The 26,554-nt window shown below is 64.0% G+C and carries 29 protein-coding genes; 14 read left to right on the top strand and 15 right to left on the bottom strand.

Features of this window, described 5'->3' with window-relative positions:
• The first annotated feature begins 41 nt into the window (after positions 1–41).
• From CN97_RS18885 to CN97_RS18900, 4 genes are all read left to right on the top strand, one after another.
• A complete protein-coding gene (locus CN97_RS18885) occupies positions 42–974 on the top strand; it encodes an IS5 family transposase (RefSeq protein WP_035714899.1) in 933 nt (310 codons plus the stop codon).
• 157 nt (positions 975–1,131) lie between these two features.
• Positions 1,132–2,121 carry an HlyD family secretion protein gene (locus tag CN97_RS18890; protein WP_051911464.1) on the top strand — a complete coding sequence of 330 codons (990 nt, stop codon included), beginning with the start codon at positions 1,132–1,134 and terminating at the stop codon, positions 2,119–2,121.
• Positions 2,122–2,125: 4 nt separating this feature from the next.
• Complete coding sequence (locus CN97_RS18895) at positions 2,126–3,277, top strand: ABC transporter permease (RefSeq protein WP_035714902.1); 1,152 nt, start codon at positions 2,126–2,128, stop codon at positions 3,275–3,277.
• Entirely contained in the window at positions 3,274–4,443 is a 1,170-nt protein-coding gene (locus CN97_RS18900) for an ABC transporter permease (RefSeq protein WP_035714904.1), read from the top strand. Before CN97_RS18895 ends, CN97_RS18900 begins: the two co-directional genes overlap by 4 nt.
• Here the strand turns inward: CN97_RS18900 and madM are convergent.
• From madM to tnpB (CN97_RS21020), 3 genes are read right to left on the bottom strand one after another with little or no spacing between them, the layout of a single operon-like run.
• A complete protein-coding gene (madM, locus tag CN97_RS18905) occupies positions 4,376–5,152 on the bottom strand; it encodes a malonate transporter subunit MadM (protein ID WP_226341282.1) in 777 nt (258 codons plus the stop codon). The two genes, CN97_RS18900 and madM, sit on opposite strands and share 68 nt — an antisense overlap.
• Before the next feature lie 6 nt (positions 5,153–5,158).
• Positions 5,159–6,709 (bottom strand): IS66 family transposase, encoded by a 1,551-nt coding sequence (tnpC, locus tag CN97_RS18910; protein ID WP_035714907.1) that lies wholly within the window; start codon positions 6,707–6,709, stop codon positions 5,159–5,161.
• 53 nt (positions 6,710–6,762) lie between these two features.
• The gene (gene tnpB, locus CN97_RS21020; protein WP_169743206.1) at positions 6,763–6,987 is read right to left on the bottom strand and encodes an IS66 family insertion sequence element accessory protein TnpB; all 225 of its coding nucleotides are present in this window, start codon (positions 6,985–6,987) and stop codon (positions 6,763–6,765) included.
• Positions 6,988–7,284: 297 nt separating this feature from the next.
• Here tnpB (CN97_RS21020) and CN97_RS21025 point away from each other — a divergent pair, with 297 nt between their 5' ends.
• Both CN97_RS21025 and CN97_RS18925 read left to right on the top strand, forming a co-directional pair.
• A complete protein-coding gene (locus tag CN97_RS21025; protein WP_035714909.1) occupies positions 7,285–7,488 on the top strand; it encodes a hypothetical protein in 204 nt (67 codons plus the stop codon).
• The gene (locus CN97_RS18925; protein ID WP_211253714.1) at positions 7,463–9,556 is read left to right on the top strand and encodes a recombinase family protein; all 2,094 of its coding nucleotides are present in this window, start codon (positions 7,463–7,465) and stop codon (positions 9,554–9,556) included. The genes CN97_RS21025 and CN97_RS18925 overlap by 26 nt, the downstream gene beginning before the upstream one ends.
• A gap of 13 nt (positions 9,557–9,569) precedes the next feature.
• On the opposite strand, the gene tnpB (CN97_RS18930) is transcribed toward CN97_RS18925, so the two are convergent.
• From tnpB (CN97_RS18930) to CN97_RS18945, 4 genes are all read right to left on the bottom strand, one after another.
• Positions 9,570–9,731, bottom strand: a complete 162-nt coding sequence (gene tnpB, locus CN97_RS18930) for an IS66 family insertion sequence element accessory protein TnpB (RefSeq protein WP_140418254.1) — start codon at positions 9,729–9,731, stop codon at positions 9,570–9,572.
• Positions 9,731–10,141, bottom strand: coding sequence for an IS66-like element accessory protein TnpA (tnpA, locus tag CN97_RS18935; RefSeq protein ID WP_035714911.1), 411 nt, complete (start codon positions 10,139–10,141; stop codon positions 9,731–9,733). Before tnpA ends, tnpB (CN97_RS18930) begins: the two co-directional genes overlap by 1 nt.
• A gap of 50 nt (positions 10,142–10,191) precedes the next feature.
• Complete coding sequence (locus CN97_RS18940) at positions 10,192–10,938, bottom strand: YobI family P-loop NTPase (RefSeq protein WP_179209266.1); 747 nt, start codon at positions 10,936–10,938, stop codon at positions 10,192–10,194.
• 292 nt (positions 10,939–11,230) lie between these two features.
• On the bottom strand, positions 11,231–12,361 hold the full coding sequence (locus CN97_RS18945) for a hypothetical protein (RefSeq protein WP_244901206.1): 1,131 nt from the start codon (positions 12,359–12,361) through the stop codon (positions 11,231–11,233).
• A 257-nt stretch (positions 12,362–12,618) separates the two neighbouring features.
• Between CN97_RS18945 and CN97_RS18950 the strand changes: the two genes are divergently transcribed.
• Positions 12,619–13,053, top strand: a complete 435-nt coding sequence (locus CN97_RS18950; protein WP_035714918.1) for a hypothetical protein — start codon at positions 12,619–12,621, stop codon at positions 13,051–13,053.
• A gap of 45 nt (positions 13,054–13,098) precedes the next feature.
• On the opposite strand, the gene CN97_RS18955 is transcribed toward CN97_RS18950, so the two are convergent.
• The 4 genes from CN97_RS18955 to CN97_RS21345 all read right to left on the bottom strand — a co-directional run bounded on the left by CN97_RS18955 (position 13,099) and on the right by CN97_RS21345 (position 18,209).
• Positions 13,099–15,045, bottom strand: coding sequence for a type IV secretory system conjugative DNA transfer family protein (locus tag CN97_RS18955; RefSeq protein WP_035714921.1), 1,947 nt, complete (start codon positions 15,043–15,045; stop codon positions 13,099–13,101).
• Positions 15,038–17,410, bottom strand: a complete 2,373-nt coding sequence (locus tag CN97_RS18960; protein ID WP_035714923.1) for a relaxase/mobilization nuclease domain-containing protein — start codon at positions 17,408–17,410, stop codon at positions 15,038–15,040. The genes CN97_RS18955 and CN97_RS18960 overlap by 8 nt, the downstream gene beginning before the upstream one ends.
• Positions 17,397–17,945, bottom strand: a complete 549-nt coding sequence (gene mobC / locus CN97_RS18965; protein WP_244901207.1) for a plasmid mobilization relaxosome protein MobC — start codon at positions 17,943–17,945, stop codon at positions 17,397–17,399. Before mobC ends, CN97_RS18960 begins: the two co-directional genes overlap by 14 nt.
• 129 nt (positions 17,946–18,074) lie before the next feature.
• Positions 18,075–18,209, bottom strand: a complete 135-nt coding sequence (locus tag CN97_RS21345; protein WP_282916229.1) for a hypothetical protein — start codon at positions 18,207–18,209, stop codon at positions 18,075–18,077.
• A gap of 212 nt (positions 18,210–18,421) precedes the next feature.
• Between CN97_RS21345 and CN97_RS18970 the strand changes: the two genes are divergently transcribed.
• Both CN97_RS18970 and CN97_RS18975 read left to right on the top strand, forming a co-directional pair.
• Entirely contained in the window at positions 18,422–19,141 is a 720-nt protein-coding gene (locus tag CN97_RS18970) for a nucleotide-binding protein (RefSeq protein WP_035714927.1), read from the top strand.
• A 7-nt stretch (positions 19,142–19,148) separates the two neighbouring features.
• Positions 19,149–19,706, top strand: a complete 558-nt coding sequence (locus CN97_RS18975) for a hypothetical protein (protein WP_035714930.1) — start codon at positions 19,149–19,151, stop codon at positions 19,704–19,706.
• Between the two features lie 16 nt (positions 19,707–19,722).
• Here CN97_RS18975 and CN97_RS18980 read toward each other — a convergent pair whose 3' ends face one another.
• Positions 19,723–20,388, bottom strand: coding sequence for a helix-turn-helix transcriptional regulator (locus CN97_RS18980; RefSeq protein ID WP_035714933.1), 666 nt, complete (start codon positions 20,386–20,388; stop codon positions 19,723–19,725).
• A gap of 187 nt (positions 20,389–20,575) precedes the next feature.
• Between CN97_RS18980 and CN97_RS18985 the strand changes: the two genes are divergently transcribed.
• On the top strand, positions 20,576–20,770 hold the full coding sequence (locus tag CN97_RS18985) for a hypothetical protein (protein WP_035714935.1): 195 nt from the start codon (positions 20,576–20,578) through the stop codon (positions 20,768–20,770).
• A gap of 64 nt (positions 20,771–20,834) precedes the next feature.
• Here the strand turns inward: CN97_RS18985 and CN97_RS18990 are convergent, their stop codons facing one another.
• Positions 20,835–21,158, bottom strand: coding sequence for a DUF736 domain-containing protein (locus tag CN97_RS18990; RefSeq protein WP_035714938.1), 324 nt, complete (start codon positions 21,156–21,158; stop codon positions 20,835–20,837).
• A 690-nt stretch (positions 21,159–21,848) separates the two neighbouring features.
• Here CN97_RS18990 and CN97_RS18995 point away from each other — a divergent pair.
• Both CN97_RS18995 and CN97_RS19000 read left to right on the top strand, forming a co-directional pair.
• Positions 21,849–22,106, top strand: coding sequence for a type II toxin-antitoxin system ParD family antitoxin (locus CN97_RS18995; RefSeq protein ID WP_035714939.1), 258 nt, complete (start codon positions 21,849–21,851; stop codon positions 22,104–22,106).
• Complete coding sequence (locus CN97_RS19000; RefSeq protein WP_035714942.1) at positions 22,103–22,402, top strand: type II toxin-antitoxin system RelE/ParE family toxin; 300 nt, start codon at positions 22,103–22,105, stop codon at positions 22,400–22,402. Before CN97_RS18995 ends, CN97_RS19000 begins: the two co-directional genes overlap by 4 nt.
• A 2-nt stretch (positions 22,403–22,404) precedes the next feature.
• On the opposite strand, the gene CN97_RS19005 is transcribed toward CN97_RS19000, so the two are convergent.
• Positions 22,405–23,115: a UPF0149 family protein gene (locus CN97_RS19005; RefSeq protein ID WP_035714943.1), complete on the bottom strand. Its 711-nt coding sequence runs from the start codon at positions 23,113–23,115 to the stop codon at positions 22,405–22,407.
• Positions 23,116–23,680: 565 nt separating this feature from the next.
• Here CN97_RS19005 and CN97_RS19010 point away from each other — a divergent pair.
• Together CN97_RS19010 and CN97_RS19015 are read left to right on the top strand one after the other, a co-directional pair.
• On the top strand, positions 23,681–24,553 hold the full coding sequence (locus tag CN97_RS19010; RefSeq protein ID WP_051911466.1) for a mechanosensitive ion channel family protein: 873 nt from the start codon (positions 23,681–23,683) through the stop codon (positions 24,551–24,553).
• A gap of 46 nt (positions 24,554–24,599) precedes the next feature.
• Positions 24,600–25,334: a 16S rRNA pseudouridine(516) synthase gene (locus CN97_RS19015; RefSeq protein ID WP_035714948.1), complete on the top strand. Its 735-nt coding sequence runs from the start codon at positions 24,600–24,602 to the stop codon at positions 25,332–25,334.
• Between the two features lie 160 nt (positions 25,335–25,494).
• Here CN97_RS19015 and CN97_RS19020 read toward each other — a convergent pair whose 3' ends face one another.
• The gene (locus CN97_RS19020; RefSeq protein ID WP_035714950.1) at positions 25,495–26,421 is read right to left on the bottom strand and encodes a DUF2493 domain-containing protein; all 927 of its coding nucleotides are present in this window, start codon (positions 26,419–26,421) and stop codon (positions 25,495–25,497) included.
• Between the last annotated feature and the right edge of the window lie 133 nt (positions 26,422–26,554).

The raw sequence follows: 26,554 nt of genomic DNA on the forward strand, positions 1-26,554 counted from the left end.
GCCGATACACTGCAGCCGGGGGCCACGGTAAGCGTCTCGGCATGAGCAAACCTGAGGCTGCCCGCTACCGTATGACGAACTGGAAGTCCTACAACGAGTCTTTGAGGCGGCGTGGATCGCCACTGATCTGGATGGACAAGGACATGGTGTGGCTGGCGAACAAGGCGGGTCGTCGTGGTCGCCCGCCGGTGTTCTCGGGTGCGGCCATCCAGTTCTGCCTGATGGTGAAGGTGCTCTTCGGGCTGCCGCTTCGGCAGACAACCGGAACGGTGGCCAGCATCCTGGAGATGGTCGAGCTCGACTGGCCCGTGCCGGACTTCTACACCATGAGCCGCAGACAAAAAACCCTCACTGTCCAGATATCCTGCCGGCGCGCACCAGGTCCTCTGAACCTGCTGGTGGACAGCACCGGGATCAAGTTTCTCGGCGATGGAGAATGGCTGGCGCACAAGCATGGCACCCACCGCAAGCGCCAGTATCGCAAGGTCCACCTGGCAATGGATACAGACACCGGCGACATTCGGGCGGTGGAGTTCACTTCCAGCCGCGAAGGCGACGGTCCTGAGCTATCTGACCTTCTGAAGCAGATTCCGCCGGAGGGGCTGGTCGGCACCGTGACCGGCGACGGTGCCTTCGACACCCGGCGATGCCACACCGCAATCGTGGACCGTGGCGGCACGGCCATCATCCCGATCCGGAAGAATGGTCGCCTCTGGAAAGAGGACTGCCCTGCCGCTCGCGCTTGCAACGACATCCTCCGGGCGACCAAACGTTTCGGTCGGGCGAACAGGAAGGTCTGGTCCGGCTATCACGTCCGAAGTCGGATCGAGGCAAGGATGCGCTGCCTCAAATCCTTCGGTGAGCGCATCGCCTCGCAAGACCCCGACAGACAAGCGGCCGAGATCTACATCCGCGTCGCGCTCATGAACCGCTTCAACGCACCCGGCACCGCCGAAATCGAGCGCCTGGCCTGAGCTTAATGGGTAAGGGAGAGCCCTGCTCCGACGCCGAGTTCTGCAACAATGCCCAACAACGCCCATGAAAATTGCTTTTCGCAAGCATGCTTTCGAATTGTCCCCGGCGCGGGCCGGGCGTAGTCTGGCCCTCAGTCGAATGTCAGGGACCGAACCGATGAAACCTGCCAAGGCGCCCCGCCGATCCCTTCTGCCGCTGCTGGTCCTGGCCGTTCTGGCCGGGCTGGTCATCGGTGCCGTCTGGTGGGCGACGCGCCCCGGCCCCCTGCTGATCCAGGGCGAGGTCGCGGCCCCGCGGGTCGATGTCTCGGCCCGCACCTCGGGCCGGGTCACGCGGATCGAGGCCGATCTGGGCCAGCGGGTCGAGGGCGGCCAGCTGCTGGCCGAACTGTCGAACCCGCAGCTGGTCACCGCCCATGCCGCCGCAGCATCAGGGCTGGAGGTCGCCCGCGCCTCGGAGGCCGCGGCCGGCGCCACCCGCCCCGAGGTGATCCGCGCCCGCGAGGCCGAGCTGGCCGCGGCCCAGGCCGATCTGCGCCTGGCCGAGGAGCAGCTGGGCCGCGACACGGGCCTGTCGCAGCAGGGCCTGCGCCCGCAGGCGGCGCTGGACCAGTCGACGCGCAACCTCGACGCCGCCGCAGGCCGGGTCGAGGCCGCCGAGGCGCAGCTGGACCTGGCCCGGGCCGGGGCCTCGCCCGAGGAACGCGAGGTCGCCGCGGCCCAGGTCGCCCAGGCCGAGGCCGCGCTGGCCCAACGCCAGGCCGATCTGGACGAATTGCGGATCTTCGCGCCCATGTCGGGCGAGATCTCTGGCCGCACGATCGAGCTGGGCGAGAATGTCGGCCCGGGCGCGCCGCTGTTCACCATCGTCGATCTGGACCAGGCCTGGTTCACCTTCAACCTGCGCGAGGATCTGCTGGCGGGGCTGGAGATGGGCGACCGGCTGACGATCCGCATCCCCGCCCTGGACCGTGAGGCCGAGGCCGAGATCACCCTGATCAACGTGCAGGGCCAGTTCGCCAGCTGGCGCGCCACCCGCGCGACGGGCGATTTCGACCTGCGCAGCTTTGAGCTGCGGGCCCGCCCCGTCGCGCCGCTGGAGGGCCTGCGCCCCGGCATGTCCGCGCTGATCCAGCTGGACCGCTAGGGCCATGCTGGCCGTCATGGCGCGCGAGATCCGCCTGCTGCCGCGCCGCCCGGCGCTGGCGGGGCTGGTGATCGTGCTGCCGCTGATCATGTTGCTGGTCCTGGGCGGCATCTTTCGCGCAGGCATTCCCACGGGCATGGCGGTGGCGGTGATCGACCTGGACCGTTCGGATCTGTCGCGGGCCGTCACGCGGATGCTGGACGCGGCGCCCGAGCTGACCGTGACCCATCGCGCGTCCGATCTGTCCGAGGCACGCGCGCTGATCGTGTCCGGCGCGGTGCGCGGCGCGGTGCTGATGCCCCAGAACCTGGAACGCGACATCACCCGGGGCGCGCGCCCCGAGATCGTCACCTTCTACGACAACCAGCACATGAGCGCCGGATCGCTGGTCGCCCGCGGCGCCCGCAATGCCATCGACACGGCGCTGGCGGGCCTGCGCCTGTCGGTGCGCCAGGGTCAGGGAGAGGCGCCCGTGCAGGCCATGGTCGCGCTGCAGCCCATCCCGATGCAGGCCCATGCGCTGTTCAACCCGGCCTTTGATTATGTGCATTTCCTGCTGGCCGCGCTGATCCCCACGGTCCTGCAGATCATCGCCGCCGCCGCGACCGCCTATGCGGTCTCGCTGGATTTCGGCCCGGGGCGGCATCCGCGCGTGCTGATGCGGATGGCGGGCGGCATCCTGCCCGCGATGCTGGGCAAGATCCTGCCCTATACGGTCGTCTTCCTGCTGCTCCTGGGCCTGTCGGACGTGGCGCTCTATGGCTGGCTGGCGGTGCCCTTGCGCGGGTCGCTGTGGCTGATGGCGCTTGGCGCGGTGCTGTTCGTGCTGGCGTCGCAGATGATCGGCGCGCTGGCCTTCGTGCTGTCGCGTGACATGGGCCGGGCGGCCAGCCTGATCGCCATCATCACCGCGCCGGCCTTCGGATTCATGGGGCTGGGTTTCCCGCGCGAGGCGATGTCGACCCTGGCCCAGGCCTGGGGCGCGGCCATTCCCGGCACCTGGTATGTGCAGCTGCGCATCGACCAGTCGCTGCGCGCGACGCCCTTGGACATCTCCGCCATGTCGGTCCTGTGGCTGGCGGTGATCGCGGGCGTGCTGGCCACGCTGATCCTGGCGCAGCTGTCGCGCCTGGCCCGGCAGGAGGTCGCGTCATGACCGCGCTGGCCACCGCCTTCCGCGCCGAGCTGGCCGCCGTGCTGGGCGACCGGCAGGTGCGCATGATCGTCCTGCTGGCGCTGGTCATCTATGCGCTGATCTATCCGCTGCCCTATCGGGCCGAGCTTCTGCGCGATGTGCCGGTGGTGCTGGTCGATCAGGACGGATCGACCGCTTCGGCCGATCTGGCGCGGCGCGTGGACGCGTCGGAGGCCGTTGCCCTGACCCATCTCGCCCCCGACATGGCCGAGGCCACGCGGCTGGTCCATGAACGCCGCGCCTATGGCGTCATGCTGATCCCCGACGGGTTCGAACGCGCCCTGCTGCGCGGCGATCAGAGCCCCGTCGCGCTTTATGCCGATGCCAGCTATTTCCTGATGTATCAGCGCGTGATGCAGGGCGCCGCCGTCCCCCTGCGCCAGATGGGCGCCGAGGTCGAGGCCGGGCGCCTGATCGCCCAAGGCACGCCCCGCGCCGTGGCCACCGCCCAGGTCAGCCCCGCGAACCAGATCGAGGTGCCGCTGTTCAACCCCGCGGCGGGCTACGCGACCTATGTGCTGCCCGCGGCCTTCGTGCTGATCCTGCAGCAGACGATGATGATGGGGCTGGCCTTGGCTGCGACCCGGCGCGGGCCGCTGCCCGGCCATCCGGTCTGGCGGCTGCTGGGCCGGGCGGGGGCGTGGCTGGCCATCTGGGCGGGGCTGCTGCCGGTCTATCTGATCGTGCTGCCGGTGCTCTATGGCCTGCCGATCCTGGGCGGGCCGGGGGCGCTGATGATGCTGGGCCTGCCCTTCCTGCTGGCGGCCGGGTTTCTGGCGCAGCTGGTCGCGGCGCTGTTCCGGCGGGGCGAGGTCGTGCAGGTCGTGCTGCTGGCGCTCGGGATGCCGTTCTTCTTCCTGTCGGGCTTCGCTTGGCCGGTCGAGGCGATCCCGGCCCATCTCAACGCGCTGGCGCAGCTGATCCCGTCGACGGCGGCCATCGACGGGCTGGTGCGGGTCATGCAGATGGGCGCGACCCTGCCCGAGATCGCGCCCATCCTGTGGCATCTGTGGGCCTTGGCCGCGGGGCTGGGCCTCGTGGTGCTGGCGGTCGAGACGGTCAGCCCGTCACGGCCAGCAGCGCCAGATAGAGGACCGACGGCCCCATCAGACAGCCCAGCCCGGTGAAGAAGGTCGCCGTCATCGCGCCATAGGGCACCAGCCGCTTGTCGGTCGCGGCCAGCCCCCCGGCCACGCCGCTGGTCGTGCCCATCAGCCCGCCATAGGCCATGGCCGATTTCGGGTTGTTCAGCCCGATCAGCGGCGCGACCAGCGGCGTGCCGATCATCACCAGCACCGCCTTCAGCAGCCCCGCAGCGACCGACAGGGCGATGACCTCGGAACTGGCGCCCAAGGCGGTGCCGGTCACCGGACCCACGATATAGGTCGCCGCACCCCCGCCGATCGTCGCCATGCTGACCGCATCGGTATAGCCGAAGGCCGCCGCGATCGCCGCGCCCACCGCGAAGGACACCACGATCCCCAAGGCCAGCGCGCTGACCCCCGCCGCGCCGGCCTTGCGGATCTCGCGCATGTCGACGCCGTAAGCGGTCGAGACGATGGCCAGGTCGCGCAGCATCGCGCCCCCCATCAGCCCGATCCCGGTGAACAGCGGCACATCCGCCAGCCCGCGGCTGCCCCCGGTCATCATGCCGCCGATCCAGGCCAGGATCAGACCGATGATGATGGCCACTGCCGATCCGTGCAGCCGACCAGCCGTCAGCCGGTCGGACAGCTGATAGGACAGCCACATGACGCCGCCCACGAACAGGAAGGCAAAGACCAGGCCGTTGCGGGCCAGAACCTCGACGATCAGTAAGCGGCGGCGCCGCCTCACCTGGTTTCAGCTTGACGGGTTGAAGTTCCAGGGCAGCAGGTCGTCGATCTTTGCCTGAGGATGGCTGGCTGCCACCGCTTCCAGGGTTGCCTTGAGGTAGGCGAAGGGTTCGACGCCGTTGACCTTTGCGGTGGCGATCAGGGATGCGATGCGCGCCCAGGATCGGCCACCCTCGTCATGGCCTGCGAAGAGCGCATTCTTTCGCGTCAGCGCGATCGGCCGGATCAGGTTCTCGACGTTGTTGGAGTCGATCTCGACCCGGCCGTCGCGCAAGAAGGTCTGCAACCCGCCCCAGTGACGATGGATATAGGCCAGCTTCTCCCCGAGGCGCGACCTCATCGATATGCGCCGACACTGCAGCTGCAGCCATTCCCCGAATGCGGCGATCAGCGGCGCACTGCGCGCTTGGCGGGCCGACAGCCGCTGGCCCGGGTCCATGCCACGGATCTCGGCCTCGATCCGGTAAAGCTCGGCTATCCGGCACAGGCCCTCGGCCGCGATCTTGGAGCCGTCGCGATCAAAGATCTCCTTCAGTTTTCGCCGGACATGCGCCCAGCAATAAGCGACGGTGATCGGTGCGCCGCCTGTCCGGGACGGACGCGTCAGACGGTTGTAGCCGGTATAGCCATCCAGCTGCAGGGTGCCGTCAAAGCCATGGAGGATGCGCTCTGCGTTTTCGCCCGCGCGGTCGGGCGCATAGGTGAAGACCACACCGGGCGGATCGCCCCCGCCCCATGAGCGGTCATCGCGCGCCAGGGCCCAGAGGTAGCCCGTCTTCGTCCGGCCTCGGCCAGGATCGAGCACGGGTGCCGTGGTTTCGTCCATGAACAGCTTGCTCGACGTCTTCAGGTGCTCTGTCAGCCGATCGACCACGGGACCGAGGTGGAAGGCGGCGGTGCCGACCCAATCAGCCAGCGTGCTGCGGTGAAGCTCGATGCCCGCGCGGGCAAGGATTTGGCTCTGACGATACAACGGCAGATGGTCCGCGTATTTGCTGACCAGCACATGCGCCAAGGCGCCCTCAGTGGGTAGGCCGCCATCGATCAGGTGTGCGGGTGCCGGTGCCTGGGTCACGCCCTCTGCACACCTGCGGCACGCATATTTTGGGCGCACGGTCACGATGACCCGCAGTTGCGCGGGCACGATATCCAGCCGCTCGGTCCGGTCTTCGCCGATGCGGTGCATCTCACCACAGCCACACGGACAGAGCAGACTGCTCGGCTCGATCACGCGTTCTACGCGGGGCAGGCTTTCCGGAAGATGCCCGCGATTGCGGCGGGCGGCCCGGCGCGGGGGCGTGCGGGGCGCAGTCTCCGCATCCTGCCGGGTCTCGGCCTCGGCCAACGCGGTTTCCAGATCCTCGAAAGCCAGCTGACGCTCGTCGTCGTTCAGCTTCTCGGAGCGTTTGCCATGCAAGACCTGGTTCAGCTCGGCGATCAGATGCTCCAGCCGCCGGTTGGTTTCCTGCAGCGCGTCCCGTTCCCTCAGCACGGCAAGAACAGCGGCGCGCTGGCTTTCGGGGATGGCGGACAGGTCGATGGACGGAGCGGCGGACATGAAGTCATCATACCCTGATCCGACTGTAGTTGAACGCTTTTATTGCATTCAGGTCATTCTGAAACGGCTGGCTTTGGGGTTTCCAGAGGTCGGACCCGCCGCCAGTCGAGGCCGGCAAAAAGCGCCTCGAACTGCGTTCGGCTCAAGGTCATGGCCCCGTCCCGGATGGCCGGCCAGGTGAAGCTGTCGGCCTCAAGGCGCTTGTAAGCCATCACCAGCCCGCTGCCGTCCCAGAACAGGATCTTCAGCCTGTCGGCCGATCGGCTTTCATTCCACATACCAACTGCGTGATTTGCGGATCGAATATCCTTGGCACCCTCTTTACGGGCGGGTTTTACGCGCGCGCGATGGGGGACGCAGGCACGGATCGGACTCTGTGCTGGTCGAGGAACGGCAGGGGTTCTTCCGGACTTTGCCCCCCTGGATGTGCGATGCCGCCTATTGCGCACGCATGGAAAGCGGCCCGCCGGTTGTTGCTCTCGAAGCCTTGCGGTCGCTTGCACAGACACTCGATCTAATGCGTCACGGCCAGCTTGCGTCATCCTGTGGGGGATCGATTCCCGAGGAGGATACGCATGCCCTGCCGACCCCGACCCCTCTCGCAACAAAAGCAAGCGACGCCGAGTCAGCTCTGCCTGGACCTGAACGACAGCCCGAACCGCCCCCCGGCCGCGCCCGCGACACCGGCGATCCTGGAGGCATTGGCAGACCTGCTGCTGATGGCGGCGGGCAAGATTGCGGAGGGCGCAGGTCATGATGCACGCAAAGATCACCGCTGAGCACCTTGCCCGCAGCGCACTCGTCTACGTTCGCCAGTCGACGATGGCTCAGGTGCTCGGGAATCTCGAAAGCCAGAAGCGGCAATACCAGCTGGCCGAAGCCGCCCGCGACACCGGCTTCGCCGAGGTCCGGGTCATCGATGAGGATCTGGGACGCTCCGGCTCTGGTCTGATTGCCCGCCCGGGCTTCCAGCGTCTGGTCGCGGAAGTCTGTGCCGGGACGGTGGGGGCGGTCTATTGCATCGAAGCCTCGCGGCTTTCCCGTAATGGCCGGGACTGGCATCATCTGATTGACCTCTGCGCCTTGACGGGGGCCTTGGTCGTTGACCCGGAGGGGGTCTACGATCCGCGTCAAATGAATGATCGACTGCTGCTGGGGCTGAAGGGCACCATGTCGGAATACGAACTCAGTCTTCTGCGGCAACGTGGGCTGGCGGCCCGCGATGCGAAGGCGAAGCGGGGAGAACTCCGCTTTACCTTGCCGCCTGGGTTCTGCTGGAGCGAGGACGACAGGATTGAGATGGATCCTGATGAGCGGGTCCGGCAGGCCATCCACCTGATCTTCGCCAAGTTCCGCGAGCTTGGCAGCGGTCGCCAGGTGTTCCTGTGGCTGCGCGCGGCCGATGTCCATCTGCCAGTGGTCCTGCGCAACGGTGCCCTGCGCAAGATCGCTTGGCGCAAGCCTGCCTATCACAGTGTGATGCAGGTGCTGCATAATCCGGTCTACGCTGGTGCCTATGCCTTCGGCCGGACCGGTAATCGGATGGCGGTGGTCGAGGGCGAGGCGCGCAAGACCAGCGGCCATCACCGGGCGATCGAGGAGTGGGGCGTGCTGATCAAGAGCAATCACGAAGGATACATCGACTGGCAGGCCTATGAGGAGAACCGCGTCCTGCTGGGGGAGAACGCGCATATGCAAAAGCGAACGGCCCGCAAATCCGGGCGCGGCGGACAGGCGCTGCTGAGCGGCATGGCGCGTTGCGCAAGGTGCGGCCGGATGATGCGGGTCTTTTACAAGACCGGGACCGACCTGTCCCATCGTTACCAATGTCGGGGCGATGACAGCCATGTCGGGGCTGGGCTCTGCATCGGTGCGGGCGGGGGCGGCATCGATGCGGCAGTGACCGGCCAACTGCTCGAAGCGGTCTCCGGCCGCGCCGTGCAGGCTGCCCTATTGGCGGGACAGCAGGCCACCCGGGCACAGGAGGTGGTGCGGCTTGCTGTCGAGAAGGAGCTTGATGAGGCACGATACGCCGCGGAACTGGCCGAGCGGCGATATGAGCATGTCGATCCCGCCAAACGGCATGTTGCGCGCACGCTGGAGGCGCGGTGGAACGCAGCCCTGGAGCGGGTGGCCTCGGTCGAGCAAAAGCTTGCCGCTTTGGGCGCAGAACTCATCGCGAGGCCCGGGGTCGATCCTGATGTCCTCTTGCGGCTCGCCACCGACCTGCCCTCGGCATGGAATGCCGCCGGGACCGATGCCCGCGCGCGGCAGCGACTGGTGCGCCTGCTGATCGAGGAAGTGGTGATCGACATCGATCAGGCGGAGAACGCCTTCGTTCTACTCATTCACTGGATCGGCGGGCGCCACACCGAGGTCAGGCTGGCCCGGCGCCGAACCGGTCGCTTCCCGCCGGGGCCAAAGCGCACTGCTGCCGACATCTTGCGCAAACTTGGCGGGCACTGGCCAGACAGGGAACTTGCCGTGACCCTCAACCGGATGCGCTGCCGCACTGAGGATGACGAGACATGGACGACCGTCCGCGTGGCTGAATTGCGCGACAGGCTCGCGATCCCACCCTATGATCCCGAGGCCGAGGAGGAGAAGACCGTGAGCGTCGATGCTGCCGCCAAGCGGCTCGGCGTCTGCGTGGCATCTGTCCACAAACTGATCCGCGCGCAGATCCTCCCCGCGACACAGATCCTGTATTCCGCCCCATGGAAAATACCGCTGGCCGCGCTCGAAACCGAGGCGGTTCGGATAGGCTTGCAGGAAATAGCCGCGCGCAGGCCAAGGCAAGCGCTTGATAAGATTGCAGACAGGTCCATGACCCTACCCGGATTCTGAAGGAGGAGATGCATTATGAAACGTGATCGGCGCGCTTCGAGCGGAACACAAAGATCGTGCCGGTGAAGGGGTCTTCCGCCAGCATCGACTGCGCCAAGGCTGCCAATCCGTCGTGCCCCTTCCTGAAGTCCACCGGCTTGGTCGCCACCAGGATCCGCATGCCCTGCGACGGCATCAGCACGGCGCGGCTCCAAGAGCACGGACAATCTCGGCCAGCCGAACGGCGGGCGTGTCCGCGGCCAGCTCAAGCCTCACCTCCCCGATAATGATCCTGATCCCCTCGTCTGCAGCGCGCCCGTCGTAGGAATGGACAGCAGGCGGTGTATCGCAAACCACCAGCGAGGCAAAGACCGGCTCTTCGGCCAAGATGGCTGGCAGCACCAGCTTGCCCTGCTTGGCCAGCCGCCGCCACGCCGATACCTGGTTCGGCTGCACTCCATAGTGATCCGCCACTGCGTTTACCGTGGCCCCCGGCTGCAGTGTATCGGCGACCACCCGAGCCTTCACCTCATCCGGCCACCGCCGATGACCAGAGGCATAAATCTCCACGCCCAGGGAGGTGAGAAACGAATTCTTGGCACACATTGCGAAACGCACTCCCCATCAGCCGATGAAAAGGACTTCGCAGCAGCGCGTCAGCCACGCAACGTGGGGTTCAGACGCCGCTTACGATTAAGGATAGATTCCTCTGTCGTCGCCTTAGGTGTGATCTCAATATCCTTCAGAGATACGCTTTTCAGCGATATACCGAAACTTGCGATATACAGATTATGGATGACCTGCCAGATGAACCCACCACCAATCACGAAGGCAAGTAGATTGAACCAATTGGTCATGTCGAACGGACGGAAGTAGGCACCCGTCATGATCGCATCTCGCTTCTGGAATAGATGCCAACAGGCGATGACGCCGATAATCATGAAGAGAGAGGCCAGCATCGACCAACGGCCGGGCGACTGTATCCGCTTAAACCTCGAAAGCGGAAGCCGCTTCGAATCGGCACCGTAGAGCATTTGTTGCAGGATGCTTCGCTCGATCTCCTGCCTGCTCACCTTGCCGTTGAAGGACCCGGCTTCGGGTGGAGCTTCAGGCAGAAACGCTGCCAAGGATATCTGCAAAACTGGTCGCTTATACCCCTTCAAGAAAGACTTGATGATGCTGCTTTTGCCTGATCCGTAGGGTCCGGTGAGGGCAATGTTCATCACACGGGGGTTGTTGGTCGCCTTGGTCAACGCGGCTGAGTACACGCCCGCCGGGTCGGCCTGATCCGTCGGGGCGAGGTCGACGTATCGCGTTCCCGCGCCTGCCTCCTCCGGTTTCCGAGTGAGCCGATCCGCAGCCGTAATAAACCAGCCCGCTAACTTAAATCGATAGTAAGACAAGTTCTTAAAGCCCCCAGATCTGGTGTGACTAAGTACTATGTACCACAGCTTCATGGGTGAGCTACCCAAAGACTGATCTGGAAACACCTATGGTCGCATTTTCAGAGGATGCGGAAGATTATGAGCCCACCCGACGTCGTCGAACTGCGACGTCAATGCGAAGTTTCCGCCCGCAAGGTGCATTGCAAGGCTTAAGTCGCTGCATTGCGCACGAACGGCCGCTGTCGGGATCGCCGCAGTGCAGCAATGGCGAGCGTCGACCGGCAGGTAAGGGCCGAGTTTGCGCTCATGGCTATCCAGCTTCGCCGTCGGCCTTGCCCTCCAGCAACACGATCCTCTCCCTGAGCCGCATCGCAAGCGGGTCCGCGTTCCGCCCGCCTTCAACAATTCTCCTCAGTTCCTCGTGTACGAGATCCATCGAACCGACCCGTCGGCTTGCTGCGATCAGATGTTCTGTCGCCTCGTCAATGTCATGCGGACCGGCATCATAGCCTCGACCCGCAATCAGATGCCGGATGGCGCAAAGTGCAACGCTCGTCGCAAAGGCTGGCTCCTTCACGGCAAAATCCCGCGCCGCGCGCGTGAGGGTCGCCGGGGCCGCCTCACTGTCCTGCGCGCAGTCCAGCGCAATGTCCAAGTAACCGGCGGTCTTGGCCGCGGCGAACCACTTCCCCTTGCGGCCATGCAACGCGATCAGATCCTCGAGAATGCCGCGCGGGTCGGTGTCCGGATAGCGCTTCACCAGATCCCGCCACATCGCCAGCCAGGTGTTGCCCATCGCCGTCGGCAGGCCAAAGCGCCGATAGGCTTCGTCAGGCTGCCCGCGCCGGATCAGCAGCGCCTCGCAAAAGCGGGCAATCTCCTGGCGACCCCAGTTCTGGCGATCATCCTCCATCAGCGCCGCGGCGCGGGCGAGGGCCTCGTCCTCCCGCCCCTGGCGTATGAGCGCCTCGGCCGCGAATTTCTCGTCGAACCAGAGGCGGCTCCTCTTGACCTCCATCAGGGCAAGCAACTCGTCATACCGCCCTGCCTCGAGAAGGCAGGAGAGGGTCAATGTTGCGGTGGGGATGTGAATGAAACGCGCGTGATCTGCCCATGCAGCGAAAACCATGGCAAGATCCCGGTCGGCATGATCGTTGATCAGGGCGGGATACACCGAAATCTCGCCGAACCCATCCGCCAGTGGCGCGAGGTAATCCACGCCATCCTCGGCAATGGCCGTGCGAATGCGCTCCAGCCACTGCGCCCGCACGCCCTCATGCGCTGGCGCGGCAATCAGCACCGGCACGAGATCCCCCAGTGTCCGGCGCACCGCAGTGCCAAGTGCGCCGGAGGAGGTATCGATATGTTCAAAGGCCGGCCAAATTCTCTCGGCCAGGACGATAACTCCCTCGGCGGCGGCCACCGGATCGCTGCGGTTCAAGGCCCGGATCTCTGAACTGGCCGCCTTCAGGCGCTCAACGGCTTTCGCTGTCCCGTGCCAGCTGAAGGCCCCTGCGCGCATACCAGCCCGAAACGCCCATGGATGTGATGGTTTGCGCGCCAACCTGTTCTCCCCGGCCACGCACGGAGACTGCCACAGCCTCTCCAGCGGATAAAGGCATTCTGCCTGAGCAGCTTGCATGCCTTGACGCTACACCGGGTCTGGCGTTGATGACCGGTAAGTGGAAGGAGCCGCCCATGGCCGCAAACGGTGACATCCGAGAGAAACTCGCCAAGCTGGAAGCCCTGTTCGCGCGCGGCGCGACGGCAGGTGAGCGTGCCGCAGCAGGCGCCGCGCGGGACCGCCTGCAGGCGAAACTGGCGTCAGCCTCTGCCAGCGAGCCGGAAACCGAGTTGCAGTATACCCTCCCCGACATCTGGTCGGTGCGGATTTTCGTGGCGCTGTGCCGCAAACACGGGGTCAAGCCCTACCGTTATCCGAGGCAGCGCCGCACCACCGTCATGGTCCGGGTGCGGCAAGCCGAGTTCGAGCGGTTGGTCGCCGAAGAGTTCCGGACGCTGCACCGGGAACTCACCCGCTATTTCAACGAGACGGTCGATCATCTGATCGCCGATGCCATGAACTCTGACGGCGACGACGAGACGCTGGAGCAACGCCAGCTTCCGGGGTGACCTATGATGCTTCGGGGCGGAGCGGTACACATAGCCCGCGGCCTGTCATGCCCCGGGCGCATGTTGCGCGAGGATTCCTGCCGTTTTCAGCACGGCGGCTTCCACGGCCTGTCGCCCCTCTCGAACCGTCCCGAGCGCCGTGAGATCGATCCGGATCGGCTCGGGCGGAGTGGAAGCGGTCTCGCGGCGCAAGGGCGCGCGCAGTCGCGGTGCAGCGGGCACCGGCGCGGACGCGCGTTTTCGGGCCTTCTTCCCCGGAGCCCCAGCAACCGCGCTCAACGCCCGCGACAAACGTTCGACGGTTTCCTCGGTCTCCTTCAGACGCGCCTCGTACTGCCGCTTCTCGGCATCGGGATAGGGATGGCTCCCCGACTGCCCTGCGTGGATCACCTTCAGTGCCGGATCCTCATAGTATTTGATGCGCCACGCCCGGATCGGCATCTGGGCATCGATCACCAGGATCACCTCGTCTAGGTTTAGCCGGCGTGCCTCGTCCTCGTTGAGGAGCGGTGTTTCTTCGGTCCGCTCGGTCACGCTGCGCCCCTCGAAAGGGTTGCGACCCACCGAGCGGGACCGAGTGACCACCCGCTTTGTCGTCTTGCCAACAGCCTGGCTCAGCTCTTCGATGGTCTTCTGGTCAGATGGGGTCAGATAGAGTTTCACCCCGGCGCCGCCTTGCAGGGAGCGGCGGGTATTCTCGCCATAGATCTCGTCCAGCGCCGGAATAGTCTGGGTGACGATGGCGAGGTTGCCGCCATAAGAGCGCAGCGTCTTGATGCTCTCGGCCACGATCGGCATCTTCCCCAGCCGGTCGAACTCATCGAGCATGATCATCACCGGCCAGGGTTCGTCCTTCCCCGGCTCCGCGGCCTGCAGCGAGGCAATCAGATCCGAGAAGAACAGCCGGATCAGGGGGGCCAGCGGCCGGACCATCTCGGATTCCACCACCAGATAGATCGCATGCGGCTGCCGGCGGATGTCCCGGAAGGAAAAATCCGAGGTCGCCGTGGCCGCATCGATCGCCCGATTGTCCCAGGTATCGAGCCCGGAGGTCATCAGAAGAGAGAGGTAGGAGGTCAGCGTGTCATTGTTGGTCGAGGCCATGCGCTCGAAGATCAGCTTTGCCGAGGGGTTCTTCACCTCCTCTGCCCGCTTCATGAACTCCAACTGCTTGTTCCCGCCCGAGGCGGTGATGCGGTAGATCTCGCCGATGGTCGGGTTGCCGCGCTCGAAGGCCAACAGCCCGGCCGCAACGAAGAGGTCGATCCCGCCGGCGAGCAGGCCACTGAGCTTCTCGTTGTCGGTCTGCAGAAACAGTTTGGCGGTCAGCTTCAGCTCCATCTGCTGGCGGTCGGGGTTTTTCAGGGCGGCGATCCGGGCCAGCGGATTGTAGCGATGCGTTGGCCGCTCCCAGTCCGTTGGCGCAAAGCGGAATACTTTGTCCCCGGTGGACGCCCTGAAGCGTGAGGTCTCGCGGAAATTCTCGCCCTTGACGTCAAGGACCACGGCCGAGCCGCGATAGGTCAGAAGGTTCGGGATCACGAAGCCCACGCCCTTGCCGCGACCAGTCGGGGCCACGACCAGGGCATGCGGAAAGGTGCGCGAGACGATGAAAGGCTTTTTCGACTTCGGGGAGCCCATTTTGCCAAGCAAGAAACCCGCGCCCGGCCCGGCAAAGAAGCCGTTTCGCTTCATCTCGGCCCGGCTCTGCCAATGGGTGGTGCCGAAGCTGGTCAGCGCATCGCCCAGCATGGTTGCGGTCAGGAGGAGGGCCGCGAGGCCGGTCCCGAGGATGATGCCATTCACCCAGAGGAAATCCTGCGGAGCCGATGTTCTCAGCCCAAGCCAGTTCCGCGCCAGCAGGGTGAGATCGAAGCTGCGCGTCGAATAGGCATACTGGACAGAAAAATAGATCGTCGCCAGCACATAGCCGATGGCAAACCCGAGCAGGGTCAGAACCACGGCGCCAAGAAGCATACGGCCCTTATCCATGGGTGATCCCCTTCTCGCCATGGGAGAGGGAATGCCTCAGATCCTCGCCGTGGCGCTCTTCCACGATCCGCTCGAGCACCCGGTCCATCGCCGGATCATTGGCATGAACCTCCTTGGCCTCGAGATAGGCCCGCGCCAGCTGCAGCTGTTCGAGCGCATTGGGGGTGATCCGGTCCAGCACCTTAGCATCACCGCGGTGCAGATCATTGATTTCGGCCGGCGTCAGGCGATCATTGACCTGTTCGACAAAGCGTTGCTGCGCCGTGTCAGAGGCCAGATCGACCTTACCATCGGCAGCCTGGCGCAAGGCGGAGGCCAGTTGGGGCGCTGTCACGTCGAGAGAGCGGCGTTCCGCATGAGCCTGGCGGGCGCTGTCCTCAACCTCGGCGATCTTCTCGCTGATTTGGGCGCGGGATGCGCCTTCGGCATGCAGTTGGTTGATTTCCCGGCTGACGGCATCGCGGATCTGGTCCTGTGGGGTTTCGGCCCGGAAGCGCGCCATCTCGCGAACTTCCTCAGTGATCGGACCGAGCCGGATCGATGGATCACGCTGCGCGAGGTCCATATCTCCGGCATGGAGGGTTCGATGTGCGGCCCGAACGCCGGTCGCCGGTGACTGCATGACATCGGTGGCCTTTTCCCAGGCCATGGTTGCCAGTTCGGCATGCTGCGGCGAGCGCTCAGCAAAGCGATCGAAGGCCTCTTTCGCCTCAGCCACCTGCTTTTCGCCATCGCGCCGGGCGCGCGGATCATCGGAGTAGGGATAGCTGAAATCCGTCCGCGTGAACTGGCTGACCAAGGCGCGGAACTCCTGACGCTCGGCCGGGTCGAAGATGTCCGGCTCGCTGCGGGCCGCCACGTTGTCAGCCGAAACGCGATGAGCGGAAATCTCCGACCGCCGCGCCCCCTCTTCCCTTTCCGGCCCTTCCCTCTCCACCTCCTCAACGGCGCGCAGGACACGGGCCTCAGTCAGCACATCGCCCAGCTTGCCATGAACCGCCTCAAGACGGTCCATCGCCTGATCGCGCTGCGCCGTGTCACGCAGATCAAGCTGCTCTTCCTTCGCGATGGCCCGAAGATCCTGCGCCAGCCATTGCTGTTCCAGCGCGGCGTTGCCCGCCCCCTCGCGCATTCGGGCAATGACAGCGTCGCTGTCGATGCCGGTTCCCCGCATGGCCTCAGCAACGCGAGCTTTAAGGTCTGGATGATCAAGCTGATCCCGGTGGGCCTCCACCAGGTTTGGCGCGGCATAGATCCCGTCCCGGGATGCGGGTTCATGCAATGTGTCGGAGCGCTCTCCGAGGGGTTGCAGATGCGAGACCTCACGCAGCACATCGGTCAGTTTGCGCTCGATCACCGGGCGTTCGGTCGCAGAAGCGCGCTCGATCAGTCCTTCGATCTGGCGGATGTTCTGCGAGAACCGATCAATCAGTTGGTCGAAATCATGAACTTCATCAGTCATATACAACACTCCGTCTGACTGTATACGATTACCCCGGGCAAGCACATCCCCGGCCCGGGACAGGGCTTCCGCAACATCGTGGAAGTTCGAACGCGAGGCCTCGGCGGCGAGGCCCCGATAGATCGCGGCATTGCGCGCCACCTCGGCAATGGCGTGGTCAAGGTCAGCCCCGGTCCGCAGGCGCTCCACTGGTGCCCTGCCCTCCTGTTCCGCCTTGCGGATTTCGACGTCGCTGGCCGCACGGGTGAGCACACCCCGGTCCAGCCTCCGCGTGGCCTCGAGACGCAATCCGTGACGCTCGGCCGCCTCGACCATCGCTTCGCGGAAAACATCGTAATTGAAGTGATGATCCTTCCCGAGGAAGAACATCTCACCGTCCTTGCTGCGGCGGTTCAGCACGATATGCGCATGGGGATGGGCGCGGTCTTCATGGATTGCCGCAATGTAATCGAACTGCGCCCCGTCGCCTTCGAAGAACCGCTCACAGATCTCACGTGTGATCTCGCGAACCTCTGATGTGCGGGTGCCGACCGGAAAAGCCATCAGAAGATGCGAGGTGTGACCAAGCTTCGGACTGTGGCGTTCGTTCCACTGGTTCTCGAAGCGCCGCGCCACACGCTCGATCTCAGCGGGCGAAAGCACCTTCTTGCCGTCATGGGTGCCACGGGAATCGAGAATGAAACTAGATTTGGTGGTCAGATAGGTAAGCTGGGAACGCAGCTGCGCGCCCGTATGGCATCCGCCCTGCCGGATCGGTTTGAAGATCGCCGGGGCATGCCCGCGTGCGGCGCGCACCATCTGCGCCCGCCGACCAATGCCACCAGAGGCAGAGCCAGAGACCTTGCTCCAGCCACGGTCAAAGAGCGCCGGGTTGACCGCCCTTACGGCATCAGCGCGGGCCATCACGAGCCTCCCGGATCAGGGGCGCCAGCGCCTTGTCCACCTCCAGCTTGAGGGCAGCCCGCCGGTTGCGGCTCATCTCCTGGACCTGATCCGCGATGGTGAAAACCAGTCCAGCCAAGGCCCGGATCTCGGCCTTCTCCTGTGCTGTCAGGACCGCCTGCTCTGCCCTGACGCGCCCCTCGTTCAGGCGACGGGCGATCTGATTGATGTTGTTGCCCACCCGGTTCATTGCCGCGCCAAGGCTGCGCAGTTCCTCCGCCATGTGCTGATCAGGCGCGAGCAGATCAATGGATGAGAGAACCAGAGCGCGCAGAGCATCGGAACGATGCCCGATACCGCGCACCGAGAGCGCCGCGTCAAACCGGCACAGCTCAGCCGCGCTGAGCCTCAATCCGACCACCTGTGGCCGACTGCCGTTCGAGGCTCGCCGCCCTTGGGCATGGTGAACCGCATTGTAGATCGCCTTCAGGCTGACCCCGAACTGCTGCGCCAGATCGGCTGCGGACACGCCTTCAGACCGCTCTTTGGCGATCATCAGACGCTCCTCTTCGGTCATTCGGCGGGCCGGGGACATTTTGAAGTTAACGCTCCTATTTCTTGCCAAGATCGTACAAGCCCGCCGACTCCCAGCACAAGCGGAGTCGGAACTATGGGCTTGTACTCATTATGAAAAACCGTCCCGAAGGGGCGGTTTCACGTTGTCTGCGGACTGCATCACGCCCCCTGCGATTTGCATCCCGCCCAATGCGAAATGCGCCACGCTCTCTGCGATCTGGAGCATGGCTTCTGTCGTCTGCATCACGCTCTTTGCGTCCTGCATTCTGCGGAGTGGAAAGTGCCGGAAGGGGAATGGGACCTGTCCCACGTCTCCTGTGCCACGTCCTTTGGGAGCTGCGCAATGCGTGCCGCTTCCTGCGATCTGCGCCTTGCGTCCCGCTTGACGCATCCGAGTCAGCACCTTACGACAAAACGGCGTTAATGTTTGCGAGTAACTATTATTGCAGGTGCGCCATGCCGAATGACTCCTTGCGCGTAATCGCCGCCATGGCCCGCAAAGGCGGGTCGGGCAAAACCACGCTGAGCCGCGCGCTGATCAGCGCCGCTATCGCCGCAGGTCGGCGGGTCACGCTGATGGACACAGACGGAACCGATGCGCTCGGGGCCTGGTATGAAAGGGCCGAAGGTGCCGGCTACGGATCACCCCTGCTGACCCGCATCAGGGCGCTCAGCATCGCCGCCATCGAGCAGGAGATCGAGCGGATCTACGACGAGGATCTGGCCGATCTGATCTTCATCGACACCGCTGGTGTCGGCGCGGACTGGTCGGACAGCGTCGCGGTGCTGGCTGATCACATCGTGACCCCGGTGATGCTCTCGACGACCGACTTCAAGGTCGGCATCCAGACCGCAGACTGGTTCGCCCATCTGCGGACCCGTGTGGACGACCCGAGCGCCCTACCCCAGCATCATGTGGTTCTGAACATGGTGCCCGCGAAACCGACCAAGGCCGATGCGGAACTGATCGCACAGGCGGTCAACTGTTTCCCGGTCGTCGAAACGGTTATGATGCACCGAAACGCCTTCAAGGAGATGGATCGGCTTGGTCTGCTTCACGCCATCGCTCTTGCGCGGCAGAATGACCCCAACCCACTGATGAAGCCCCATGCCCGCCCGCTCGTCGAGGCGCTGGAAGAAGCCACCGACATCTTGAACACCATCATCAGCGGCTGAGAGTGACATGGTCCGCAAACGCATCCCCCTCGTGACACGGCCGGATCAGGCCTATTCGTTCAGTCTGTCCCAACAAAACACGACGAACCCGGCACAGACGCGAGACAGAGACGAACCAGCCAGCGCGGCCGAGGCCCGTGCGCCGGCGCAGCCGAGCGCCAGCATCGCATCGGAGGATCAAGCCTCAAGAGATGACTCCAATGCCTCGATCCAAGTCGACGTGCGCGTGAACGCGTTGAAGCACCAGGAACAAGGGCTGGTTGCCTGCGGCATTGCCCCCCGACAGGTGATCCGGGCCGCCCTGCGGAAGGCCGTGAAGAGGTGGGGACTCTCATCGACATATGTCCTCCCATCCAGTGACGGGCGGACAAGTCAGGCAAGCTGGACCGTCAGGACCAGCGTCGCCGTGCCAGCCGCCATCTTTGATCGGCTGCTTGCCGATCAGGATCCGCTCGGGGTCGACAGCCGCTGGTCATTGGTGCGGGGTCAGCTGGAGCCGCTGGTCTGGGCGGAAATCGATGCCCTGCTCGCATCGTTCAGCGACGACTCCGACGACGTCAGTTGACCCGCACTGGATCGGACTATTCAGGCCCTGACGCTGGCTGGTTCAGGATCAGACCGCGCTTGGTAGCGATTGCCACTGCTTGCACCGAGTTCCGCGCCCCGAGCAGATCCCTTATCCGCTCCAGGCGCTTCTTGATGGTCTCGGTGCTGACGCCTTGCCGATGCGCGATTTCTTTGTAGGGTAAACCATTCGCAAGATCAGAAAGCAGAGCGCGCTCTATGTCAGAAAGCGGCCTGGCCGCCTCGACGGCGGCAAGCAGCTGATTGAAGATGCCCTCAACCTCATCCAGCTCGCCGTCTGTCAGTTCCCGGTCCTCCCGGGCGCAGAAAAGACAGCTGAGCGTGCCATATTCCTCAATGCGGCTGCGGGAGACGCCGCAACCATAATTGAGGCCATACTCGCGCGCCCGATCCATGATCAACTTGCTGGCAGGCGAGTAGTTGTCCACCTCGATGTCACTCCATCTGACGCGACCTGAGTGGGTCCGTGCCCAAAGATTGACGGGATCGAACATCGCATACTGCCGCTCAGTGTAAGTCTCGACCCAACGCTCCGGATAGGTGGATACATAATACTCCGGCGTCAGACTGCGAACATGGATGACAAGCGAATACCCCACCGGCGCGATTGCCCGCAAACGGGCGTCCAAATGGGTCATTTCCGGAACAACAGTCCAAACCATTACCCCTCCCGCACGAGAAAATGTGCAGTCCACAAACAGCGATACCAAAAAGGGTAACGGCATGGCCGCTCCCCGACCGTTGTGTCAGGTTGTGATGAAAGCGCGCGCAAATCAACCGTGAAGCGACTTTACGTAAAGGGTTCAGATCGCCAGCCAGCGAAGTTCTACGACAGTCGAGACGAGTATCATGAACGTGCAGACCTGTGACCATCGCGGCGGCTCATGCCGCACCAACCGTATCGAGGCCCGGCCAATCGCCCGGCTGCGCCATAAAGACAATGGCAGGATCATTGGCCTGGTCTACGAATGGAACACAGGCGAAACGCAGACGGCCTGGTTCGGCAAGGCCGAGCGCAGGTTCGTGACAGAAGAGTTGCGCTGAGGGCCATTGCTCGCTGGCAAGATGAAAGGCCCCGGCCTTTCGACCGGGGCCCTGGTTGGGGGGATTACTCCCCTCGGCGGCTGTTGGGGCGCGACCAGATGAGGCTCGAGCCCTCACCGTCCTCGTCGTCAAAGAGGTTGGCGTAGATCGGGTGCGCGAAGCTCGGATCGTCCAACTTCAGGCCCAGATAGTCCCGCCCCTCGTTCGAGCGCTTCGACCAGGCGGCGCCGATCTCCGCGCGGCCCACCAGGATCCGGTGCGAGGGTGCGTTCTCGCCCGAGGCCCGCAGGTCGGGGACGATGCGCACGCCTTTGGCCTGTACGCTCAGGGTGACGATTTCGCCGGTGTATTCGTTGCCGGTCTTCTTGAAGGTGCCGATGGTCGCCATTGTCTGTCTCCATTCTCTCGTGTTCGGGCCCGCTCCATTGCGGCCTCGATGGCAATCGACAGGCCAAAGACGACGGCCGGCGCAGTCCCGCTCGGGACCTCGACAGCACAGGCAGGGCTTTCTTGGCTCGCGAGGAATGGGCGAAGCCCAGGGGAAGAAAGTTCGGGCGACGCTGTTGCACCGAGACGTCGAAGCGCGGCTTCCGCGCTGTTCTTCGGCCAGATCAGCCCATCACAGACGACGCATGCGAGCGGTCCCGTCACCCCCAGAGAGACAGGAGACAGCGGCGATCCTGAAGGAACCGGCCGGAAGATCCGACTGGCAACCTCCCGCGATGATCACCCAGGCTGCAAGCAGGCAGGCTTGCGCCCTTCCCAGCCGACCCGCCGCCACGGGCAAAGCGTTGCACCAGTCCGGATACTGGCAGCCACAAGATCGGCACACGCCGCCGAGGCGCTCGACCGGAAGCCGAGACAGGGCTGGAAGCGCGATCAGAGCGTACCACCATTCCGCGAACCCGCGATCAAAGAGGCCGGAAAGAGGGAAAGACTGATCCCTGCACGCTCATGACGACGGGGAAATCCAACACCGATCCCGGCGAGAGGCAAGAACGCTGCGCCATGACCACAGCAGGGATTGATAACAGTTATCAAGCGTGGCATTGTGAAACCAGCGATAGCGGAGGCCGCGATGATCAGTGCCGATCTGGGAACACAGCTGGAGAGCTTTGTGACAAAGCTGGTCGAAACCGGCCGCTACAATTCCAAGAGCGAGGTCCTGCGCGAAGGCATCCGCCTGATCCAGGAGCGCGAAACGCGCCTTGCCGTTCTGGATCAGGCCCTCAGCCGGGGGCTTGCAGATGCTGATGCCGGGCGGTTCAAACCGGCCGGCGACGTCTTCGCGCGGCTTGAGGCCAAGTATCAGGCGATGGGCAAACCTGCGAAATGATCGTCGAGATCACCGCTGAGGCCGAAGCGGATCTGGAAGCCATCGGCGACTACATCGCACGCGACAATCCCGCACGCGCTATCAGCTTCGTGCGTGAACTCGGCCGAAGCTGCATGGAACTCGCCGAGTTCCCCGAGGCCTGGCCGATTGTCCCACGCTATGAGACGCAAAGCATCCGGCGCCGCGTTCATGGCCGCTACCTGATCTTCTACCAGATCCGCGGGGATCAGGTGACAGTGCTTCATGTCGTGAACGGCGCGATGGACGTTGACGCGATCCTGTTCCCGCAAGGCTGAGATCAGTGAACAGCGCCGCAGCATTTCTTGTACTTGCGCCCTGAACCGCAGCTGCACGCATCATTGCGACCGGGCTTCGATGCAGCTGAGGGCGCAGCAGTCAGATTGGCGGCCAGCGGCAGACCGGGCATGGATTTCGCCGTATGCGCCTTGGCGAAGGCGTTCAGATCCTCGACCATATCGGGGATCAGATCATGGGCCTCGCGCGACAGTTTCGTGGGTTTCCAGCCTTTCCCTTCGGCGAACCCGGTCGAGATACGCGAGAGTTTGCCTGCGAGATCCAGCGCCTTCTTCGCCCGCCGGTCCTTGCTGTCCTCAATCAGATCCCAGGCGTCAGGCCGCAGTCGCATCGCCGCGACGAAACCCATCATCCAGAACTCCCAGATGATGTCCCCGTTGCGCTGATCCTCGTCGAGGACAGGGAAATACACCCCCGGGATCATCAGCATTCCGGCAACGCGGTTGTAATGCGCCATGATGAGATCGAGAGCCGCCTGAAGCTCTTCGGCGCTGTCGAACTCCGGCGGGCCGCCAGTCCCCCAGACCTTGGCAAGCCAGACAGACGGCGAAATCATTTCCGGACAGGTGATGAGACCCGCGCAAAAACCATCGAATTCGGCAAGAATCATCGGATCATTATCTTCGGGAAGAGCCGAAAGCACCGCATCGAGGCGATCAAGGTCTTCATCGCTATGCCAAAGTGCAATCGTCATGCTGAGCCCCCTGTCGAGAAAATTATCCTGCCGTCTTTTACGACAATCCGATCACGGTGAAACAGGCAACGCGGCCGGAGAAAGCCGCTGTTGTTGCTGGCTCTCGATCTTTCCGCCCCGAAAAGCCTCTCCGGCAGAAGGCCGAACCTCGCGGACACGACAGAAGCCAACCTATTGAAATATTTTTATAAAGATCCATATCACACTCAGGCTCTGCCACGCGGTGCCGCCTGATGAAGGTTTCTCCATGAACAGGTCACGTCCCATGCCAGCGATCCTGCGCGCCGAACAGGCGCATGTTCCGCCCCGGCCCTGTTAGCCCCTGCCTTTCGGCGGGCGACAGGGACCGGGGAGGATGTCCTGTTTCAATGTCCCGCCAAAAGGATAGTCCCATGTATCGCAATCTCTTGCCCGCCCAGTGCCATGCCTGCGGCGAGGAAGTCCCACGCGCCGCAGCACACCGCTGCCCGATCTGCCTGAATCCGTTTTCGCGCATGCCTCTGGATCAGACGCGAACGCGCCCCAAACCAGAGATGCGCAGGCGGCCGATGCACCGAGACGGCGAATGATCTGGCCCGACATCCCTAAACATCAGATCGGAGCATTGCTGGCACTGCTGTTGTTCGCGCTTTTCGGCGAAGCCCTGCCTGCCATGGTCGAGGGTGGCGCGGCATGGTGGGAGCCGTTGCGCAACACCGCGCTTTCGGGCGTATTGTTCCTTGGCGCGCATCTTCTGCATGCCATTTCGTCCGCGCGCCTGACACGACGACGGAAGGGCCGACGCCCCGTGCCGAAAGTCGCGCTGGACCTGCTTCGCCTCGCCCTCTTTGCCGCAGCCACGCTGGCCAGCCTGTCGCTGTTCTTCCGCCAGGATCTGTCGGGGATCCTGACCGGCTCCGGCCTTCTGCTGGCGGTGCTGGGATTTGCCATTCGCAATGTGGTCGCCGACACATTCTCGGGCCTCGCGCTTGGGCTCGAGGCACCGTTCCGTATCGGCGACTGGGTTGCGATCGATGGGCTGGCGCAGGGGCGGGTTCAGGAGATCGGCTGGCGCAGCACAAGGCTGATTACCCGCGACAGCACCCATGTGATCCTGCCCAACAGCCAGATTTCCCGCCAGAGGATCACAAACTACAGCGCCCCTCGGCCAGAGTATCGCGACCATGCCGAACTGACGCTCCCGGCCACGCTTCCAGTCGCAGAGGCGCGGATACTGATAACGGAAGCGCTTGTCGGCGCGGAGACCATCGCCACCGGCAAATCGCCTGAAGTACAGGTGGCGATGTTCGCGCCTCAAGGCATCACCTATCGCGTGAAATACTGGGTTCCCCAGCATGACCGCGAGATGGCCTGCCGCAACGAGGTATTAAGCCGGATCGACGCCGCCCTGCGTGAGAAGGGCATAAGCCTGAAGCCATTGGTTGAGGGGACGGCATGACGAACCGCATCCCACCCACCATCCAACCAGATCGGAGGGCTGCGTCATGTCGAAAGCGGTAAACGCCCGTATCGGCAAGTTGCTGTCCTCGATGGGCTATGGATCGCGCCGCGAGATCGGCGGGCTGGCGCAAGCGGGCAGCATCATATTGGACGGCGAGAAGGTCAATGACGTGACGCGGCGTATTACGGTCACGGCGGAGCTGCCCAGGCGCATGACCGTGGGCGGGGAACAGCTTGATCCCGTTGCAGGACTGGTGATCCTCCTGAACAAGCCCGCCGGTGTGACATGCTCGCACAGCGATGCCGGTCCACTGGTTTACGATCTGCTCCCGATCCGCTGGCGACGGCGGGATCCGGCGATTTCGACTGTCGGCAGGCTCGACAAGGAAACCTCTGGCCTGTTGCTGCTGACCGACGACGGCCAGTTCCTGCACTACGTCTCCAGCCCGAAACGGAAGGTCAGCAAGACCTATCGCGCGACCCTTTCCCGCCCCCTGAATGGGGATGAGGTGGAGCTGTTCGCCTCTGGTACCCTGATGCTGAAGGGTGAGACGAAACCGCTGGACCCCGCAGTGCTGAAGGTCGTCTCACCGACCGAAGCATATCTGACGATTACCGAGGGACGATACCATCAGGTGCGCCGCATGTTTGCAGCCTGCGGGAACCATGTTGAGGCGCTACATCGCGAAAGATTGGGGCAATTACACTTGCCCGAGGATCTGACTGTCGGCGCATGGAGGCTGCTCGCGGGAGTAGAGCAGCAGTTGATCTTTCGATAGCGAAATGGATGCGAAATACTCGCAGCCTAACGGGTATAGCGCGACCTCGGACAAGGTTGATGGTTTCCGCAGACCCGGTTCACGGTCGCCGCTGTTTCCGGCGGAATTTTCAAAAATCTGGAAGCATCGTGCTGAGACTGTGGACAGGTTGGGGTGGCGCTCACGCGCCACCCTTCGCCATGCGGTAGACCGGGATGCCCATCTTGCGGGCCTTGTCGGCGAGGTTTTCCTGGATGCCGGTGCCGGGGAAGATGATGACGCCGATCGGCAGGCAGTCGAGCATCTGGTCATTGCGCTTGAAGGGTGCGGCCTTGGCATGTTTGGTCCAGTCCGGCTTGAAGGCGACCTGCGGCACCTTGCGGTTGCTGGCCCAGGTGGCGGCAATGCGCTCGGCCCCCTTCGGGCTGCCACCATGCATGAGCACCATGTCCGGGTGTTTGGCGTGGATCTGATCAAGACGGTCCCAGATCGTGCGGTGATCGGTGGTATCCCCGCCCGAGAAGGCAACCTTCGGCCCCGGCGGCACCAGCATCTCGGTCTTCGCGATCTTTTTGGCAGCGAGGAAATCGCGGCTGTCGATCATCGCAGCGGTCAGATGGCGATGGTTGGCGCGTGAGCCCGAACGCGGCGCCCAATGGGTGCCGGTCACGCGCAGGAAGATGTCGGCGGCGGTTTCGCGGAAGAGTTCCAGACTCTCACGGCGCTCAATCAGATTGCCGCCGATGCCGATCAGGCTCTCGAGCTGAACGGATTTGACCTCGCTGCCATCCTGTTCCCGCTGGAGGCGTTTCTGCGCCTGCTCGTTGTCATCCAGCTTGCGCTCGATCCGCTCGGCAGCGCGGTGAAAAGTGTTGACGGTTGACCAGAGGATCTCGTCGAGGTCGAAATCGAGGCTGGTATCGGCCATGGTGGAGATGAGGGCGTCGAAGATGTCGGAGACCGCGGTCTGGATGGCCTGGTCTTCGGGGGTGGGCCGGGGATCTGCCTCGCCCTCAGTGGGACGATAGCCATAGAGCTGCATGTCCTCGATGATATGGCCGGTCGGGGAAATGCTGTGATCGGGCTCGAATGTGTCCTGGGCATACATGGGATGCATCCTTCGGCTTGGACCGCGACCGTCGCGGCCTTCTGGCGACGACAAGCCCACGGGCGCTCCGGTCGGGCAGCCCGCGCACCCGCGGGCCTTGATGGCAAAGCCCGGCTGATTTGATGATGTGGAC

The sequence above is a fragment of the Haematobacter massiliensis genome (assembly GCF_000740795.1).
Taxonomy (GTDB): Bacteria; Pseudomonadota; Alphaproteobacteria; order Rhodobacterales; family Rhodobacteraceae; genus Haematobacter; species Haematobacter massiliensis.

Excerpts from the sequence above, each read along its gene's own strand:
- CN97_RS18885 (WP_035714899.1), top strand. The coding sequence starts at position 42 with ATGAGCAAACCTGAGGCTGCCCGCTACCGTATGACGAACTGGAAGTCC.
- CN97_RS18890 (WP_051911464.1), top strand. The coding sequence starts at position 1,132 with ATGAAACCTGCCAAGGCGCCCCGCCGATCCCTTCTGCCGCTGCTGGTC.
- CN97_RS18895 (WP_035714902.1), top strand. The coding sequence starts at position 2,126 with ATGCTGGCCGTCATGGCGCGCGAGATCCGCCTGCTGCCGCGCCGCCCG.
- CN97_RS18900 (WP_035714904.1), top strand. The coding sequence starts at position 3,274 with ATGACCGCGCTGGCCACCGCCTTCCGCGCCGAGCTGGCCGCCGTGCTG.
- tnpC (WP_035714907.1), bottom strand. The coding sequence starts at position 6,709 with ATGTCCGCCGCTCCGTCCATCGACCTGTCCGCCATCCCCGAAAGCCAG.
- tnpB (WP_169743206.1), bottom strand. The coding sequence starts at position 6,987 with ATGTGGAATGAAAGCCGATCGGCCGACAGGCTGAAGATCCTGTTCTGG.
- CN97_RS21025 (WP_035714909.1), top strand. The coding sequence starts at position 7,285 with ATGCCCTGCCGACCCCGACCCCTCTCGCAACAAAAGCAAGCGACGCCG.
- CN97_RS18925 (WP_211253714.1), top strand. The coding sequence starts at position 7,463 with ATGATGCACGCAAAGATCACCGCTGAGCACCTTGCCCGCAGCGCACTC.
- tnpB (WP_140418254.1), bottom strand. The coding sequence starts at position 9,731 with ATGCCGTCGCAGGGCATGCGGATCCTGGTGGCGACCAAGCCGGTGGAC.
- tnpA (WP_035714911.1), bottom strand. The coding sequence starts at position 10,141 with ATGTGTGCCAAGAATTCGTTTCTCACCTCCCTGGGCGTGGAGATTTAT.
- CN97_RS18950 (WP_035714918.1), top strand. The coding sequence starts at position 12,619 with ATGGCCGCAAACGGTGACATCCGAGAGAAACTCGCCAAGCTGGAAGCC.
- CN97_RS18955 (WP_035714921.1), bottom strand. The coding sequence starts at position 15,045 with ATGGATAAGGGCCGTATGCTTCTTGGCGCCGTGGTTCTGACCCTGCTC.
- CN97_RS18960 (WP_035714923.1), bottom strand. The coding sequence starts at position 17,410 with ATGGCCCGCGCTGATGCCGTAAGGGCGGTCAACCCGGCGCTCTTTGAC.
- mobC (WP_244901207.1), bottom strand. The coding sequence starts at position 17,945 with ATGATCGCCAAAGAGCGGTCTGAAGGCGTGTCCGCAGCCGATCTGGCG.
- CN97_RS21345 (WP_282916229.1), bottom strand. The coding sequence starts at position 18,209 with ATGCAGACGACAGAAGCCATGCTCCAGATCGCAGAGAGCGTGGCGCAT.
- CN97_RS18970 (WP_035714927.1), top strand. The coding sequence starts at position 18,422 with ATGCCGAATGACTCCTTGCGCGTAATCGCCGCCATGGCCCGCAAAGGC.
- CN97_RS18975 (WP_035714930.1), top strand. The coding sequence starts at position 19,149 with ATGGTCCGCAAACGCATCCCCCTCGTGACACGGCCGGATCAGGCCTAT.
- CN97_RS18980 (WP_035714933.1), bottom strand. The coding sequence starts at position 20,388 with ATGGTTTGGACTGTTGTTCCGGAAATGACCCATTTGGACGCCCGTTTG.
- CN97_RS18985 (WP_035714935.1), top strand. The coding sequence starts at position 20,576 with ATGAACGTGCAGACCTGTGACCATCGCGGCGGCTCATGCCGCACCAAC.
- CN97_RS18990 (WP_035714938.1), bottom strand. The coding sequence starts at position 21,158 with ATGGCGACCATCGGCACCTTCAAGAAGACCGGCAACGAATACACCGGC.
- CN97_RS18995 (WP_035714939.1), top strand. The coding sequence starts at position 21,849 with ATGATCAGTGCCGATCTGGGAACACAGCTGGAGAGCTTTGTGACAAAG.
- CN97_RS19000 (WP_035714942.1), top strand. The coding sequence starts at position 22,103 with ATGATCGTCGAGATCACCGCTGAGGCCGAAGCGGATCTGGAAGCCATC.
- CN97_RS19005 (WP_035714943.1), bottom strand. The coding sequence starts at position 23,115 with ATGACGATTGCACTTTGGCATAGCGATGAAGACCTTGATCGCCTCGAT.
- CN97_RS19010 (WP_051911466.1), top strand. The coding sequence starts at position 23,681 with ATGATCTGGCCCGACATCCCTAAACATCAGATCGGAGCATTGCTGGCA.
- CN97_RS19015 (WP_035714948.1), top strand. The coding sequence starts at position 24,600 with ATGTCGAAAGCGGTAAACGCCCGTATCGGCAAGTTGCTGTCCTCGATG.
- CN97_RS19020 (WP_035714950.1), bottom strand. The coding sequence starts at position 26,421 with ATGTATGCCCAGGACACATTCGAGCCCGATCACAGCATTTCCCCGACC.